Here is a 15,749-nt window from a genome sequence, read left to right as displayed (position 1 = left end):
TCCTAGTTTGCTCTTTGATTTTCATTGAGTATAAAAAAACTTAAATTTGTTAAACCAGCCTAAAAGGTAATAAATAATAGAAAAGAGAGAAAAAACTATGGCAGTTCAAATGGAATACGAAAAAGATGTTAAAGTAGCAGCACTTGACGGTAAAAAAATCGCCGTTATTGGTTATGGTTCGCAAGGACATGCGCATGCTCAAAACTTGCGTGATTCAGGTCGCGATGTCATCATCGGTGTACGTCCAGGTAAATCTTTTGACAAAGCAAAAGAAGATGGATTTGACACTTACACAGTAGCAGAAGCAACTAAATTGGCTGACGTTATCATGATTTTGGCACCAGACGAAATCCAACAAGAATTGTACGAAGCAGAAATCGCTCCAAACTTGGAAGCTGGAAACGCAGTTGGATTTGCTCATGGTTTCAATATCCACTTTGAGTTTATCAAAGTTCCTGCGGATGTAGATGTTTTCATGTGTGCACCTAAAGGACCAGGACACTTGGTACGTCGTACTTATGAAGAAGGATTTGGTGTTCCAGCTCTTTACGCAGTATACCAAGATGCAACAGGAAATGCGAAAAACATTGCTATGGACTGGTGTAAAGGTGTTGGAGCTGCCCGTGTAGGTCTTCTTGAAACAACATACAAAGAAGAAACTGAAGAAGATTTGTTTGGTGAACAGGCTGTACTTTGTGGTGGTTTGACTGCCCTTATCGAAGCAGGTTTCGAAGTCTTGACAGAAGCAGGATATGCTCCAGAATTGGCTTACTTTGAAGTTCTTCACGAAATGAAATTGATCGTTGACTTGATCTACGAAGGTGGATTCAAGAAAATGCGTCAATCTATTTCAAACACTGCTGAGTACGGTGACTATGTATCAGGTCCACGTGTGATTACTGAACAAGTTAAAGAAAACATGAAAGCTGTCTTGGCAGACATCCAAAATGGTAAATTTGCAAATGACTTCGTAAATGACTACAAAGCTGGACGTCCAAAATTGACTGCTTACCGTGAACAAGCAGCTAACCTTGAAATTGAAAAAGTTGGTGCAGAATTGCGTAAGGCAATGCCTTTCGTTGGTAAAAACGACGATGATGCATTCAAAATCTATAACTAATTTATAGAAATTAAGGTGAAGGCGAGTTGGGGGACTAACTCGCTTTTATAATCAATTCATCTCTCTTTTAAGAGGATGGATTGTGATAGTATGAAATAGTCTAGGAGAAAATGATGTTAAGTTCAAAAGATATCATCAAGGCTCATAAAGTCTTGAACGGTGTGGTTGTGAATACCCCACTGGATTACGACCATTATTTATCGGAGAAGTATGGTGCTAAGATTTATTTGAAAAAAGAAAATGCCCAGCGTGTTCGTTCTTTTAAGATCCGTGGTGCTTATTATGCCATTTCCCAGCTCAGCAAGGAAGAGCGTGAACGTGGGGTAGTCTGTGCTTCTGCAGGAAATCATGCGCAGGGAGTTGCCTATACTTGTAATGAGATGAAAATTCCTGCTACTATCTTTATGCCCATTACTACGCCGCAACAAAAGATTGGTCAAGTTCGCTTTTTTGGTGGGGACTTCGTAACCATTAAACTAGTTGGAGATACCTTTGATGCCTCAGCTAAAGCAGCTCAAGAATTTACAGTCTCTGAAAATCGTACCTTTATTGATCCTTTTGATGATGCACATGTTCAAGCTGGTCAAGGGACCGTTGCTTATGAGATTTTAGAAGAAGCTCGAAAAGAATCGATTGATTTTGATGCTGTCTTGGTTCCTGTTGGAGGTGGCGGTCTGATTGCTGGGGTTTCTACCTATATCAAAGAAACAAATCCAGAGATTGAAGTCATAGGAGTAGAGGCTAATGGGGCACGTTCCATGAAGGCTGCCTTTGAAGCTGGTGGGCCTGTTAAACTCAAAGAAATTGATAAATTTGCGGATGGGATTGCTGTGCAAAAGGTAGGTCAGTTGACCTATGAGGCAACTCGTCAACATGTTCAAACCTTGGTAGGTGTTGACGAGGGTCTGATTTCTGAAACCTTGATTGACCTCTACTCTAAGCAAGGGATTGTCGCAGAACCTGCTGGAGCGGCTAGTATCGCCTCTTTAGAGGTTTTAGCTGAATATATCAAGGGGAAAACCATTTGTTGTATCATTTCTGGAGGAAATAATGATATCAACCGTATGCCAGAAATGGAAGAGCGTGCCTTGATTTATGATGGCATCAAGCATTACTTTGTGGTCAATTTTCCACAGCGTCCAGGAGCTTTGCGTGAGTTTGTAAATGATATCTTGGGGCCGAATGATGATATCACACGTTTTGAGTATATCAAACGAGCTAGCAAGGGTACAGGGCCTGTATTGATTGGGATTGCCTTAGCAGATAAGCATGATTATGCAGGTTTAATCCGTAGAATGGAAGGTTTTGATCCAGCTTATATTAACTTAAATGGTAATGAAACGCTCTATAATATGCTTGTCTGAGGACTAATAAAAAAATATCATATTATTTGCACAATCGATGTATAGGTGTTATAATGAGGGTGAAGAAAGGGGGCGATTCCTATGGATTTAGGAAATCTATCGTGCTATTTCTACTACAACTCACTATAGCACCTATTATTTTTTATTTCAGCTTATGATAATAAAGAAGAATGACTTGTTATATATAGGGTTATTTTTTAGAATACCATATTTTATATATATCTAATTTTAAGTTTGATTAAATATAATAGGAATTAGAAAAAATAATCAATGCTTATAAAGTAGATTTGGTGAGTTGATTGAATATAGTATATGATAGCAGTAATATGAGGCGAGTAGAACATTTGGAATACTAGGAAGTTCTATTCTAAATGCTGATTGTAATAGCGGTGTGTTATAAGAATATGCAAAATTTGATGAGATAAGTCAATTGTACCGGTTAAAAAAGTTATAATAGGAAGGGAAACAAAGGAAATAGAAAGGATAAAATAGATATGAGATAGTCCGAAAAGGAAGATTCTCTTTGACAAACTTATAGATTAAAATGAAGATATAGATATGACTCCTGTTTATCTTATTGAGAAACTGGTATTTTTTCTCGGTGAATATTTTTGCGAATTTAAAGTTTAATAATTCAATTATTTTTTAGGTGCTTGCTAATGGTTTATAGCAAGTAAAAACCTATATATTATCGGCTTTAAAAAAGAAGTAAGAAAAATAAAAATCTTTTATTTTATTGAATATATGTTTTTTTATTGACAAAAGACATAAAAACGTATAGAATAATATATCGTAAAGAAGAAAATAGGAGAAGGACATGGCTAAGTCAAACTTTGAAAAAGTAGAATCAGTTGTTGGCTGGGTTCGTGATAAGAAAATCACAGGCTACCGTATCTCTAAAGAAACGAATGCGCGTGAAATGTCTATCATTGCTCTAGCGCAGGGTCGTGCAAAAGTAAAAAATATTTCATTTGAAACAGCTCTAGGTTTAATTGATTTCTATGAAAAAAATCATGAAAAATTTGAAGATTAATCTTTGGATAATGGCGGATTCTTGAATTGGGTCTGCCTTTTCATTTTTTGGCCAGCAAAAAGACTGCACGGTTGATGCAGCCTTTTCTTTTTATTTGAGATAACGTTGAAGGAATTCTTTTGTTCGGTCTTCTTTAGGATTGGTGAAGAGGTCTTCTGGTTTACCTTCTTCAGCAATAACACCCTTATCCATAAAGATAACACGGTGAGAGACATCGCGAGCGAATTCCATCTCGTGAGTCACTACAATCATAGTCAAGCCTTCTTGGGCCAGTTCCTGCATGATTTTAAGGACTTCTCCAACCATTTCTGGATCGAGAGCTGATGTTGGTTCATCAAAGAGAATAGCGTCTGGATTCATGGAGAGGGCACGAGCGATAGCCACACGTTGTTTTTGACCACCTGAGAGTTGTTTTGGCTTGGCTTGCCAGTAGCGTTCCCCCATGCCGACTTTTTCAAGGTTTTCTTTGGCAATCTTTTCAGCTTCTGTGCGTTCACGTTTAAGGACTGTTGTCTGAGCGACGATTGTGTTTTCAAGAACGTTGAGATTTTCAAAGAGGTTAAAGGATTGGAAAACCATTCCCAACTTTTCACGGTATTGCGTGAGGTCATAGCCTTTTTCGAGGACGTTTTGTCCATGATAAAGGATTTGTCCATCAGTTGGTGTTTCAAGTAGGTTAATGGAGCGTAGGAAGGTTGATTTTCCGCTTCCAGAGCTTCCGATGATAGAGATGACCTCTCCCTTGTGGACAGTGAGAGAAATGTCTTTTAGCACTTCGTTTTGTCCGTAGGATTTTTTGAGGTGTTTAATTTCAAGGATTGCTTGGGTCATTATTTCAAATCCTCCGTTTGCATTTGGTTAGCACCTGTAGTATAGGTATCCATGTCCATTCGGCGCTCGATGAAGCGTAGGATACGTGTTACGGTGAAGGTGAGGACAAAGTAAATCACGGCGATGATTGTAAATGTCTGGAAGTATTGATAGGTTTGTGTTGCCACGGTATTTCCTGAGAAATAAAGTTCGACAACAGAGATAACGTTCAATACAGATGTATCTTTGATATTGATGATAAACTCATTACCAGTTGCGGGTAGGATGTTACGGACTACCTGAGGTAGGACAATCTTACGCATGGTTTGGTTATGAGTCATACCAAGAGCAGTAGCGGCTTCAAATTGTCCCTTGTCAACCGCTAGGATACCACCACGGACGATTTCAGTCATGTAGGCACCAGTGTTAATTGAAACGATGAAGATAGCGGCCAGTGTACGGTCAAGGTTGATACCGAAAGCTTGGGCAGTTCCATAGTAGATAACCATTGATTGAACGATCATTGGAGTACCACGGAAAATTTCAATGTAGACATTGAGGATCCAGCTGACTAGTTTTTGTAGGCCATAAATGGCTTTGTTTTCAGAGAGAGGAGCAGTACGGAAGACACCAATGGCAAGACCGATAATGAGACCTGTGATGGTTCCGACGATAGAGATTAAAAGAGTGATACCAGCACCACGCAAGAGTTGTTGCCAGTTTTCAGAAAGAATTTTAGCGACTTGGCTGAAGAAATTACTGCTAGTCTCTTCAGTTGTTGTAGATTCGGCAGGTTGTTCCTTGATCATACGATCCATCAAGGCAACTTGGTCATCTTTTGAAATGGTTTCAATGCTGGCATTGATTTGGCTAATACGATTGTCATCTTTACGAAGTCCAATGGCGATAGCTGTATCTTCTTCCCCAGTTTTGAAACCTGGTTCCACTTGGACCATCTTGAACTTAGAGTTAGCAGCTTCAGCAGTCAGAGCTTCTGGGCGTTCAGAAACATAGGCATCGATGACACCAGCCTCAAGAGCTTGGCGCATTTGAGCGAAGTCTCCCATGGCTGTTTCTTTTTTAGCACCTGGGATTTGTGCAATCAAGTCGTAGAGGTAGACACCTTGTTGAGAAGTGATTTTCGCACCATTAAAGTCATCTAAAGATTTAGCATTTGCGTAGGCAGAATCTTTTTTGACTAGTAGAACTGGTTCGCTAGTGTAGTAACTGCTTGAAAAGGCAATTTCTTGTTTGCGTTCTGCAGTAGGACTCATACCTGCAATAATCATGTCAATCTTACCAGAAGTAAGGGCAGGGACTAGACCTTCCCACTTGGTTTTAACAACCAAAGGTTCTTTACCTAAGTCCTTAGCGATTTTCTTGGCAATTTGGACATCGTATCCATTGGCATACTGGTTAGTTCCATCGATTTTGACAGCTCCATTGCTATCATCGTCCTGGGTCCAGTTAAAGGGAGCATATGCTGCTTCCATTCCGATGCGTAAATATTCATCGGCTTGGGCAACATTAACAAATCCCAGCATCAGCAAGAGACTTGTGAAAATAGATAAGTATATTTTTCTCATGATTTCTCCTATTTCTAATCTATTAAAAAATAACTGTCTCCTATTTTATCGAAAAAAACTCTATTTTTCAATATAGGTAAGCCCTTACTTATGAAAAAATGATATAATGATAGCAAAGATAAAAAGGGGGCTTAGTTGATGAAAAAAACTTTTTTCTTATTTGTTTTAGGCTTGTTTTTCCTTCTGCCATTCTCTGTTTTTGCCATTGATTTCAAGATAAACTCTTATCAAGGGGATTTGTATATTCATGCAGACAATACAGCAGAATTTAGACAGAAGATAGTTTACCAGTTTGAGGAGGACTTTAAGGGCCAAATCGTGGGACTTGGACGTGCTGGCAAGATGCCTAGCGGATTTGACATTGATTCCCATCCAAAGGTTCAGGTCTCGAAAAATGGTGCTGAACTGACAGATGTTACGAGCGAAGTGACAGAAGGAGCAGATGGTTATACTGTTAAAGTTTATAATCCAGGTCAAGATGGCGATACAGTTGAAGTTGACCTTATCTGGAACTTAAAGAATTTGCTTTTCCTTTATGATGATATCGCTGAATTAAATTGGCAGCCTCTGACAGATAGTTCAGGGACTATTGGAAAGTTTGAATTTCATGTAAGGGGAGACAAGGGGGCTGAAAAACTCTTTTTCCACACAGGGAAACTCTTTAGAGAGGGAACGGTTGAAAAGAGTAGCCTTGATTATACTATTCGTTTGGACGATCTTCCGGCTAAGCGTGGAGTTGAATTGCATGCCTACTGGCCTCGGACCGATTTTGCTAGCGCTAGGGATCAGGGATTGAAAGGGAATCGTTTAGAAGAGTTTAATAAGATAGAAGACTCGATTGTTAGAGAAAAAGATCAGAGTAAACAACTCGTTACTTGGGTATTTCCTTTGCTACTTTCCATTTCCTTGTTATTGAGTGTCTGCTTTTATTTTATCTATAGAAGAAAGACCACTCCTTCAGTCAAATATGCCAAAAATCATCGTCTCTATGAACCACCAATGGAATTAGAGCCTATGGTTTTATCAGAGGCTGTCTACTCGACCTCTTTAGAGGAAGTGAGTCCTCTAACAAAAGGAGCAGGTAAATTCACCTTTGACCAACTTATTCAAGCTACCTTGCTAGATGTGATAGATCGTGGGAATGTCTCTATTATTTCAGAAGGAGATGCAGTTGGTTTGAGGCTAGTAAAAGAAGATGGTTTGTCCAGTTTTGAGAAAGACTGTCTAAATCTGGCTTTTTCAGGCAAAAAAGAAGAAACTCTTTCCAATTTGTTTGCGGATTACAAGGTATCTGATAGTCTTTATCGTAGAGCAAAAGTCTCTGATGAAAAACGGATTCAAGCAAAGGGGCGTCAGCTCAAATCTTCTTTTGAAGAAGTATTGAACCAGATGCAAGAAGGAGTGAGAAATCGGGTTACCTTCTGGGGGCTTCCGGATTACTATCGTCCTTTAACTAGTGGGGAAAAAGCCTTGCAAGTGGGTATGGGGTCCTTGACTATCCTGCCCCTATTTATCGGATTTGGTTTGTTCTTGTACAGTTTGGATGTTTATGGCTATCTTTACCTCCTCTTGCCAATACTTGGTTTTCTAGGTTTGGTTTTGGCTGTTTTCTATTATTGGAAGCTTCGACTAGATAATCGTGATGGTGTCCTAAATGAAGCAGGAGCAGAAATCTACTATCTCTGGACCAGTTTTGAAAATATGTTGCGTGAGATTGCACGATTGGATCAGGCTGAATTGGAAAGTATTGTGGTCTGGAATCGCCTCTTGGTCTATGCGACCTTATTTGGCTATGCGGACAAGGTCAGTCATTTGATGAAGGTTTATCAGATTCAAGTGGAAAATCCAGATATCAACCTCTATGTAGCTTATGGCTGGCACAGTATGTTTTATCATTCAAGCGCGCAAATGAGCCATTATGCCAGTGTCGCAAATACAGCAAGCACCTACTCCGTATCTTCTGGAAGTGGAAGTTCTGGAGGTGGCTTCTCTGGAGGCGGAGGTGGCGGCAGTATCGGAGCCTTTTAAAGAGAACTGCCATAGACTGAAAAAGTATGCTATAATGGAAGATAGAAAAAAGGAGTAATCTATGTATCTTATTGAAATTTTAAAATCTATCTTCTTTGGTATTGTCGAAGGAATTACGGAATGGTTGCCGATTTCCAGTACAGGTCACTTGATTTTAGCAGAGGAATTTATCCAATACCAAAATCAAAATGAAGCCTTTATGTCCATGTTTAATGTTGTAATTCAGCTTGGAGCGATTTTAGCGGTTATGGTGATTTACTTTAACAAGCTCAATCCTTTCAAACCGACTAAGGACAAGCAGGAAATTCGTAAGACTTGGAGACTGTGGTTGAAGGTCTTGGTTGCAACTTTGCCTTTACTTGCCGTCTTTAAGTTTGATGATTGGTTTGATACCCACTTCCATAATATGGTTTCAGTTGCTCTCATGTTGATTATTTATGGGATTGCCTTTATCTATTTGGAAAAGCGCAATAAAGCGCGTGCTATCGAGCCAAGTGTAACAGAGTTGGACAAGCTTCCTTATACGACAGCTTTCTATATCGGACTCTTCCAAGTTCTTGCCCTTTTACCAGGAACTAGCCGTTCTGGAGCCACAATCGTCGGTGGTTTATTGAATGGAACCAGTCGTTCTGTTGTGACAGAATTTACCTTCTATCTTGGAATTCCTGTTATGTTTGGAGCTAGTGCCTTAAAGATTTTCAAATTTGTGAAAGCAGGACAGCTCTTGAGCTTTGGGCAATTGTTCTTGCTCTTGGTTGCGATGGGAGTAGCCTTTGCAGTCAGCATGGTCGCTATTCGTTTCTTGACAAGCTATGTGAAAAAACACGACTTTACTCTTTTTGGTAAATACCGTATCGTGCTTGGTGGTGTCTTGCTACTTTATAGCTTTGTTCGTTTATTTGTATAAGAAAAACCTTGAAGGGGCAACTCTTCAAGGTTTTATACTCAATGAAAATCAAAGAGCAAACTAGGAAGCTAGCCGCAGGCTGTACTTGAGTACGGTAAGGTGACGCTGACGTGGTTTGAAGAGATTTTCGAAGAGTATTAAAATCCAGTCACGGTAATCCCCAATAGGCGGACACCTCTTTCTTTCTCGCTTAATTCTTCATAGAGTTGCAGGGCTATTTGGCCTATCTGACTAGCATCCTGTGTTTTTTGAGAAAGACTTTTTCGTTTAGTAAGAGTTGAAAAGTCCTCGTAGCGGATTTTCAGAATGACAATTTTTCCAGTTTTCTCTTGTTGATTGAGATTGAGAGCGACTCGTTCTGATAGGAGAGTCAGCTCTTTTTTGATGTCTTCCTCGGCACGGAGAATCTTTCCATAGGTTTTCTCTTTGCCGATTGATTTACGGATGCGATTGGATTTGACGGGGGAGTTGTGAATGCCACGAGCCTTTCGATAAAGGTCATAGCCCAGTCTGCCAAAACGGTCTATTAGAGTCACTTCAGGAACTTCAAGTAGGTCAGCGCCAGTAAAAACCCCCATTTGATGCAGACGTTCTACTGTCTTTTTTCCTACTCCATGAAACTTGGAAATATCCATTTGTTTGAGAAAATCCTCAGCCTGGTCAGGTAGAATCACTGTCAGACCATGTGGTTTTTGATAATCGCTCGCCATTTTAGCTAAGAATTTGTTGTAGGAAACACCGGCAGAAGCAGTTAGATGAAGTTCTTGCCAGATATCCTCTTGAATGAGGCGAGCGATTTTGACCGCTGACTTAATCCCGAGTTTATTTTCTGTTACATCCAAATAGGCTTCGTCAATGCTCATGGGTTCAATCAAATCTGTATAGCGCTTAAAAATAGCTCGAATCTGGAGGCCCACAGACTTATATTTCTCATAATTCCCTGAGATGAAGACGGCCTGGGGACAACGCTCATAGGCTTCCTTGGAACTCATAGCAGAATGGACACCAAAAGCTCGCGCCTCATAGCTACAGGTAGAAACGACTCCCCGCCCACCTGTTTGCCGAGGGTCACTTCCGATAATGACAGGTTTTCCTCTGAGTTTAGGATTATCCCTGATTTCTACCGCAGCAAAAAAGGCATCCATGTCAATATGGATGATTTTTCTTGACAAATCATTTAACAAAGGAAAAATCAACATGCATAGCTCCTTTTACTGCTTATTTTCTTTTATTATACCCTTTTTTCTGAAAAAAAGAAAAAAGGGTATAATTTTTTCAAAAATATAATACAGTTTAGAGAAAAATATAGACTGTTTTAGAAAAGAAAGTGTAAAAATAGGGATTTATCACTTGTTGAAAACGATTACTGTATGGTATACTTGTCTCATGAATGTAACAGATGGTTGTTACTAGAAAGAAAAAAGAGGACATTAACATGGTTGTTAAGACAGTTGTTGAAGCACAAGATATTTTTGACAAAGCTTGGGAAGGCTTCAAAGGAGTAGATTGGAAAGAAAAAGCAAGTGTATCACGCTTCGTACAAGCTAACTACACACCTTACGATGGAGACGAAAGCTTCCTTGCTGGACCAACAGAACGTTCACTTCACATCAAAAAAATTGTAGAAGAAACTAAGGCTCACTACGAAGAAACTCGTTTCCCAATGGACACTCGTCCAACATCTATCGCTGACATCCCAGCAGGATTTATCGATAAAGAAAACGAAGTTATCTTTGGTATCCAAAATGATGAACTCTTCAAATTGAACTTCATGCCAAAAGGTGGTATCCGTATGGCTGAAACTACTTTGAAAGAAAATGGATACGAACCAGATCCAGCTGTTCACGAAATCTTTACTAAATACGTAACAACAGTTAACGACGGTATCTTCCGTGCCTACACTTCAAACATTCGTCGCGCTCGTCACGCTCACACTGTAACTGGTCTTCCAGATGCATACTCACGCGGACGTATCATCGGTGTTTATGCACGTCTTGCTCTTTACGGTGCAGACTACTTGATGCAAGAAAAAGTAAACGACTGGAATGCAATCGAAGAAATCGATGAAGAAACAATCCGTCTTCGTGAAGAAATCAACCTTCAATACCAAGCATTGCAACAAGTTGTTCGCTTGGGTGACCTTTACGGAGTTGACGTTCGCAAACCAGCGATGAACGTTAAAGAAGCAATCCAATGGGTTAATATTGCCTTCATGGCTGTCTGCCGTGTTATCAACGGTGCTGCTACATCTCTAGGACGTGTGCCAATCGTATTGGACATCTTTGCAGAACGTGACCTTGCTCGTGGTACATTTACTGAGTCAGAAATCCAAGAATTCGTTGATGATTTCGTTATGAAACTTCGTACAGTTAAATTTGCTCGTACTAAAGCTTATGACCAATTGTACTCAGGTGACCCAACTTTCATCACAACTTCTATGGCTGGTATGGGTAACGACGGTCGTCACCGTGTTACTAAGATGGACTACCGTTTCTTGAACACTCTTGACAACATTGGTAACTCTCCAGAACCAAACTTGACAGTTCTTTGGACTGACAAATTGCCATACAACTTCCGTCGCTACTGTATGCACATGAGCCACAAACACTCTTCTATCCAATACGAAGGTGTAACAACAATGGCTAAAGATGGATATGGTGAAATGAGCTGTATCTCATGCTGTGTGTCTCCACTTGACCCAGAAAATGAAGAACAACGCCACAACATCCAGTACTTCGGTGCGCGTGTAAACGTATTGAAAGCCCTTCTTACTGGTTTGAATGGTGGTTACGACGATGTTCACAAAGACTACAAAGTATTTGACATCGAACCAATCCGTGACGAAGTTCTTGAATTTGAATCAGTTAAAGCTAACTTTGAAAAATCTCTTGACTGGTTGACTGACACTTACGTAGATGCTTTGAACATCATCCACTACATGACTGATAAGTACAACTACGAAGCTGTTCAAATGGCCTTCTTGCCAACTAAACAACGTGCTAACATGGGATTCGGTATTTGTGGATTTGCTAACACTGTTGATACATTGTCAGCTATCAAATATGCTACAGTTAAACCAATCCGTGATGAAAATGGCTATATCTACGATTACGAAACAATCGGTGAATACCCACGTTGGGGTGAAGATGACCCACGTTCAAACGAATTGGCAGAATGGTTGATTGAAGCTTACACAACTCGTCTACGTAGCCACAAACTTTACAAAGACGCTGAAGCTACAGTATCACTTTTGACAATCACATCTAACGTTGCTTACTCTAAACAAACTGGTAACTCACCAGTCCACAAAGGTGTATACCTCAACGAAGATGGTTCTGTGAACTTGTCTAAACTTGAATTCTTCTCACCAGGTGCTAACCCATCTAATAAAGCTAAAGGTGGATGGTTGCAAAACTTGAACTCACTTTCTAGCCTTGACTTTAGTTATGCAGCTGATGGTATCTCATTGACTACACAAGTTTCACCTCGCGCTCTTGGTAAGACTCGTGATGAACAAGTTGATAACTTGGTAACAATTCTTGATGGTTACTTCGAAAACGGTGGACAACACGTTAACTTGAACGTTATGGACTTGAACGATGTTTACGAAAAGATTATGTCTGGTGAAGATGTTATCGTACGTATCTCTGGATACTGTGTAAACACTAAATACCTCACTCCAGAACAAAAAACTGAATTGACACAACGTGTCTTCCACGAAGTTCTTTCAATGGATGATGCCTTGGATGCATTGAGCTAATCAAGTTCTTGAATAATGAAATAAGGAACCCTCGGTCAGTCGACTGAGGGTTGTTTTTGGGGTTCTTCAATTCCTTAAAGTCAGACACTGAAATATCTGATCGGAATTCAAAGAAACTTGTTGAGTTGGGGGGATTTGAAAATAATCCTCAATGAAAATCAAAGAGCAAACTAGGAAGCTAGCAGCAGGTTGCTCAAAACACTGTTTTGAGGTTGCAGATAGAGTTGACATGGTTTGAAGAGATTTTCGGAGAGTATAAAAACACCACACTTTGTTAGATACAAGGTGTGGTTGTATTTTATCTTTTAGACCAAGTTCTCTTCATAAAGAGAAGTAGGATTGGGTAAATCTCTAAGCGGCCTGCAATCATTGCAAAGGAGAGGAGAATTTTTGAGATAGGACTAAAGATTGCGAAGCTAGAAGTGGTTCCTAGAATAGGCCCGATATTATTGAAACAGCTAAAGACAGCGCTAGTAACGACCAGGAAATCATTGCTGTCTAGACTGACAATAAAGATAAGTGATAACAAAATCATAGCATAGATGACAAAGTACTTGAGAATTTTATGCTGGGTATCTTTGTCAATCACCGTTTTATTAACATGGAGGGTCAAAACACGGTGGGGCGATAGGATTGACAAAATCTGATTTTTAGCAATTTTTGAAAGGATGAGGCCTCGAATGACTTTGAGTCCACCTGCGGTTGAACCAGCAGAACCACCGATTCCCATGAGAAAGAGGAGGATAAACTGGGAGAAGAGGGGCCAGTTAGTAATGTCTCCGTATCCAAAACCAGTAGTCGTAATGATATTGGAAACCTGGAAGAAGGCCATTTCAAAACTCTTAGAAAATCCTGGGTAGAGATAGAGGGTATTGAGGCTGATCAAGCCTGTAGAAACCAGAACAATGACCAAGTAAGCTCGAAGTTCTTCATCTCCAAAAAAGGCCTTGACGCGACGGAGCATGAGGTAGTAGTAGAGATTGAAATTTACCCCAAAAACCAGAACTCCGATACTAACTAGATAGGTAATCAGTGAGCTACCATAGTGGGCAATTCCGTCGTTATAGACGGTGAAGCCTCCTGTACCTGCTGTCCCCATAGCAATGACAAAACTATCAAATAGGGGCATGCCAGCTAGATAATAGATGATGACAAAGAGGGAGAAGAGAGCTAGATAAAGGAGATAGAGAATCTGGGCAGTATTTTTGAGTTTGGATACTACTTTACCAAAAACAGGGCCAGGAACCTCAGCCTTCATCACCTCTAGGTGACTATTCTTGGCATTATCCATAATAGCAAGCGCAAAAACAAGCACCCCCATCCCTCCAATCAAGTGGGTAAAACTTCGCCAGAAGAGGAGGGAACGGCTGAGAACTGAAACGTCATTCAGAATAGTTGCTCCAGTAGTTGTAAAGCCAGAACTGATCTCAAAAAAGGCATCTATAAGGCTGGGAATTTGCCCAGCAAAAACAAAGGGGAGACCACCAAAGAAAGACCAAAGGATCCAACAGAGGGCCACAATTAAGATTCCTTCCTTGGCATAAATCCGTTGATTTTTTGGCTTTTGTAAAATTCCTGAACCGCCTAGTAATAAGAGAATCCCAATCGTTGTAAAGAGGGCTGTAAAGACTTGGCTCGATTCACGGTAATAGACAGCGACAGACACAGGAACCAAAAGAAGAACAGCTTCAATCAAAAGTAATTTTGAAAGGAGGTAACGAATCATACTTTTATTCATTTCTTACCTCGCAATCAAGTCATAAATCTTGGTGATGTTTGGCAACAGGGTTGTTACTAGGAGCTTGTCTCCGACTTCAAGCGTATCCTCCCCAGTAGGGAAAATAGTCTTGCCCTTTCGAATGATGGCTGCAATAAGAACCCCTTTTTTCAGTTTTAGTTGAGAAAGAGGTTTGGCAGTCATTTTATTGGCTTCCTTGATATGGAATTGTAGGGTTTCGATTTGGCCATTTGCTAGATGGTGCATGGCTTGAAGGTCTGAATACTGGGCATTCACACGGCCACGAATAAAGTGCATGATTGTATCTACAGCGATGATTTTCGGAGTGATAATGCTTGAGAAATCAGGCGCATGAATAATTTCAAGGAGACTAGTTCTGTTAACCTTGCTAATATTTTTTTGCACCCCCACACTATCCAGGAACATAGAAGTAATAATATTCTCTTCGTCGACTCCTGTCAGTGTTGCTACTGCATCATAGTTTTGAGCACTTTCTTCTAGCAGAATGTCTTTTGCAGTACCATCTCCTTGAACGATGTAGAGATTTGGGAATTTCTCACTAAAGAAACGTGCCCTTTCAGAGTTAATCTCGATGACTTTGGTATCGATACGACTGTCTTTGAGAATACCTAGTAGATAATAGGCAATTCTTCCAGCCCCAACGATGAGGAGGCTCTTCACGGCACGTGATTTGAAATAATTATGGAATAGCATCATATCAACACGGTTACCAGTGACAAAGATTCTATCTTTATCCTGTATGGTCATGTCACCACTTGGGATGATAATTTGATGATCCCTCTCTATCGCACAGACAATGACATTGCCAAATTTTTTCCGAAAATCAGAAATGGGCATTTGGCAAAGACCACTGGTTGATTTGACGATAAATTCCATGAGGCTAACACGTCCACCAGCAAAGCGTTCGACAGATAGGGCGTTGGGGAAGTCAATGATATTAGCGATAGAGCGGGCAGCCAAGAGCTCAGGGTTAACGATAAGAGAAAAACCGAGAATATTCTTTTCTTTGAAATAAGAGTTAGAGTATTCAGGATTCCGCACCCGAACGATAGTCTCTTTAGCCCCCATTTTCTTGGCTAGAACGGCTGCAATCATGTTTACTTCATCGTACTCAGTCAAGGCGATAAAGATATCACAATCTTGGACACTGGCTTGCTCAAGGATGGTAAAATCAGCCCCGTTACCAAGGATACCTATGATATCAAAGCGATTGACAATATGATTGAGGACGGCTTCGTCTTGCTCAATCAGCAAAACATCATGCTTTTCTGCAACCAAGGAGCGACAGAGGGCAAAACCAACTTTTCCCCCTCCGACAAGGATAATTTTCATAATAAAACCTACTTTTTCATGATGTAACTATCATACCTTTTTTCAAGAAA

General features: G+C 40.2%; 11 protein-coding genes. 6 read left to right on the top strand and 5 right to left on the bottom strand.

Translation table 11 applies throughout. The features are described 5' to 3' along the window. Positions 1-97 precede the first annotated feature (97 nt). The 3 genes from ilvC (at position 98) to FJR77_RS00110 (ending at position 3,517) form a co-directional block, all read left to right on the top strand. Positions 98-1,120, top strand: a complete 1,023-nt coding sequence (gene ilvC, locus FJR77_RS00120) for a ketol-acid reductoisomerase (RefSeq protein WP_000290683.1) — start codon at positions 98-100, stop codon at positions 1,118-1,120. Positions 1,121-1,233: 113 nt separating this feature from the next. After that, a complete protein-coding gene (ilvA, locus tag FJR77_RS00115; protein WP_050242204.1) occupies positions 1,234-2,484 on the top strand; it encodes a threonine ammonia-lyase IlvA in 1,251 nt (416 codons plus the stop codon). An 817-nt stretch (positions 2,485-3,301) separates the two neighbouring features. Next, positions 3,302-3,517: a capsule biosynthesis transcriptional regulator gene (locus FJR77_RS00110; RefSeq protein WP_001130036.1), complete on the top strand. Its 216-nt coding sequence runs from the start codon at positions 3,302-3,304 to the stop codon at positions 3,515-3,517. A 90-nt stretch (positions 3,518-3,607) separates the two neighbouring features. Here FJR77_RS00110 and FJR77_RS00105 read toward each other — a convergent pair whose 3' ends face one another. Then, entirely contained in the window at positions 3,608-4,348 is a 741-nt protein-coding gene (locus tag FJR77_RS00105) for an amino acid ABC transporter ATP-binding protein (RefSeq protein WP_033680755.1), read from the bottom strand. Continuing rightward, positions 4,348-5,913, bottom strand: coding sequence for an ABC transporter substrate-binding protein/permease (locus tag FJR77_RS00100; RefSeq protein ID WP_140833010.1), 1,566 nt, complete (start codon positions 5,911-5,913; stop codon positions 4,348-4,350). The genes FJR77_RS00105 and FJR77_RS00100 overlap by 1 nt, the downstream gene beginning before the upstream one ends. A 138-nt stretch (positions 5,914-6,051) precedes the next feature. Here FJR77_RS00100 and FJR77_RS00095 point away from each other — a divergent pair, with 138 nt between their 5' ends. Both FJR77_RS00095 and FJR77_RS00090 read left to right on the top strand, forming a co-directional pair. Beyond that, positions 6,052-7,941: a DUF2207 domain-containing protein gene (locus FJR77_RS00095; RefSeq protein WP_140833012.1), complete on the top strand. Its 1,890-nt coding sequence runs from the start codon at positions 6,052-6,054 to the stop codon at positions 7,939-7,941. 61 nt (positions 7,942-8,002) lie between these two features. Then, positions 8,003-8,848, top strand: coding sequence for an undecaprenyl-diphosphate phosphatase (locus FJR77_RS00090; RefSeq protein WP_140833014.1), 846 nt, complete (start codon positions 8,003-8,005; stop codon positions 8,846-8,848). Between the two features lie 137 nt (positions 8,849-8,985). On the opposite strand, the gene dinB is transcribed toward FJR77_RS00090, so the two are convergent. After that, positions 8,986-10,047 (bottom strand): DNA polymerase IV, encoded by a 1,062-nt coding sequence (dinB, locus tag FJR77_RS00085; protein WP_140833016.1) that lies wholly within the window; start codon positions 10,045-10,047, stop codon positions 8,986-8,988. A 236-nt stretch (positions 10,048-10,283) separates the two neighbouring features. Between dinB and pflB the strand changes: the two genes are divergently transcribed. Then, on the top strand, positions 10,284-12,608 hold the full coding sequence (gene pflB, locus FJR77_RS00080) for a formate C-acetyltransferase (protein ID WP_000260628.1): 2,325 nt from the start codon (positions 10,284-10,286) through the stop codon (positions 12,606-12,608). Between the two features lie 298 nt (positions 12,609-12,906). On the opposite strand, the gene FJR77_RS00075 is transcribed toward pflB, so the two are convergent. Next, positions 12,907-14,346, bottom strand: a complete 1,440-nt coding sequence (locus tag FJR77_RS00075; RefSeq protein ID WP_140833018.1) for a TrkH family potassium uptake protein — start codon at positions 14,344-14,346, stop codon at positions 12,907-12,909. Positions 14,347-14,349: 3 nt separating this feature from the next. Further along, entirely contained in the window at positions 14,350-15,699 is a 1,350-nt protein-coding gene (gene trkA / locus FJR77_RS00070) for a Trk system potassium transporter TrkA (RefSeq protein WP_140833020.1), read from the bottom strand. Positions 15,700-15,749 lie beyond the last annotated feature (50 nt).

This window comes from Streptococcus shenyangsis, assembly GCF_006385785.1.
Classification (GTDB): Bacteria; Bacillota; Bacilli; order Lactobacillales; family Streptococcaceae; genus Streptococcus; species Streptococcus shenyangsis.
The sequence above is the reverse complement of the archived record's forward strand: the minus strand, read 5'-3'. Positions and strand labels throughout refer to the sequence as shown.

What these genes read in the sequence shown, in the direction of transcription:
- ilvC (WP_000290683.1), top strand. Translation starts at nt 98, where the DNA reads ATGGCAGTTCAAATGGAATACGAAAAAGATGTTAAAGTAGCAGCACTT.
- ilvA (WP_050242204.1), top strand. Translation starts at nt 1,234, where the DNA reads ATGTTAAGTTCAAAAGATATCATCAAGGCTCATAAAGTCTTGAACGGT.
- FJR77_RS00110 (WP_001130036.1), top strand. Translation starts at nt 3,302, where the DNA reads ATGGCTAAGTCAAACTTTGAAAAAGTAGAATCAGTTGTTGGCTGGGTT.
- FJR77_RS00105 (WP_033680755.1), bottom strand. Translation starts at nt 4,348, where the DNA reads ATGACCCAAGCAATCCTTGAAATTAAACACCTCAAAAAATCCTACGGA.
- FJR77_RS00100 (WP_140833010.1), bottom strand. Translation starts at nt 5,913, where the DNA reads ATGAGAAAAATATACTTATCTATTTTCACAAGTCTCTTGCTGATGCTG.
- FJR77_RS00095 (WP_140833012.1), top strand. Translation starts at nt 6,052, where the DNA reads ATGAAAAAAACTTTTTTCTTATTTGTTTTAGGCTTGTTTTTCCTTCTG.
- FJR77_RS00090 (WP_140833014.1), top strand. Translation starts at nt 8,003, where the DNA reads ATGTATCTTATTGAAATTTTAAAATCTATCTTCTTTGGTATTGTCGAA.
- dinB (WP_140833016.1), bottom strand. Translation starts at nt 10,047, where the DNA reads ATGTTGATTTTTCCTTTGTTAAATGATTTGTCAAGAAAAATCATCCAT.
- pflB (WP_000260628.1), top strand. Translation starts at nt 10,284, where the DNA reads ATGGTTGTTAAGACAGTTGTTGAAGCACAAGATATTTTTGACAAAGCT.
- FJR77_RS00075 (WP_140833018.1), bottom strand. Translation starts at nt 14,346, where the DNA reads ATGAATAAAAGTATGATTCGTTACCTCCTTTCAAAATTACTTTTGATT.
- trkA (WP_140833020.1), bottom strand. Translation starts at nt 15,699, where the DNA reads ATGAAAATTATCCTTGTCGGAGGGGGAAAAGTTGGTTTTGCCCTCTGT.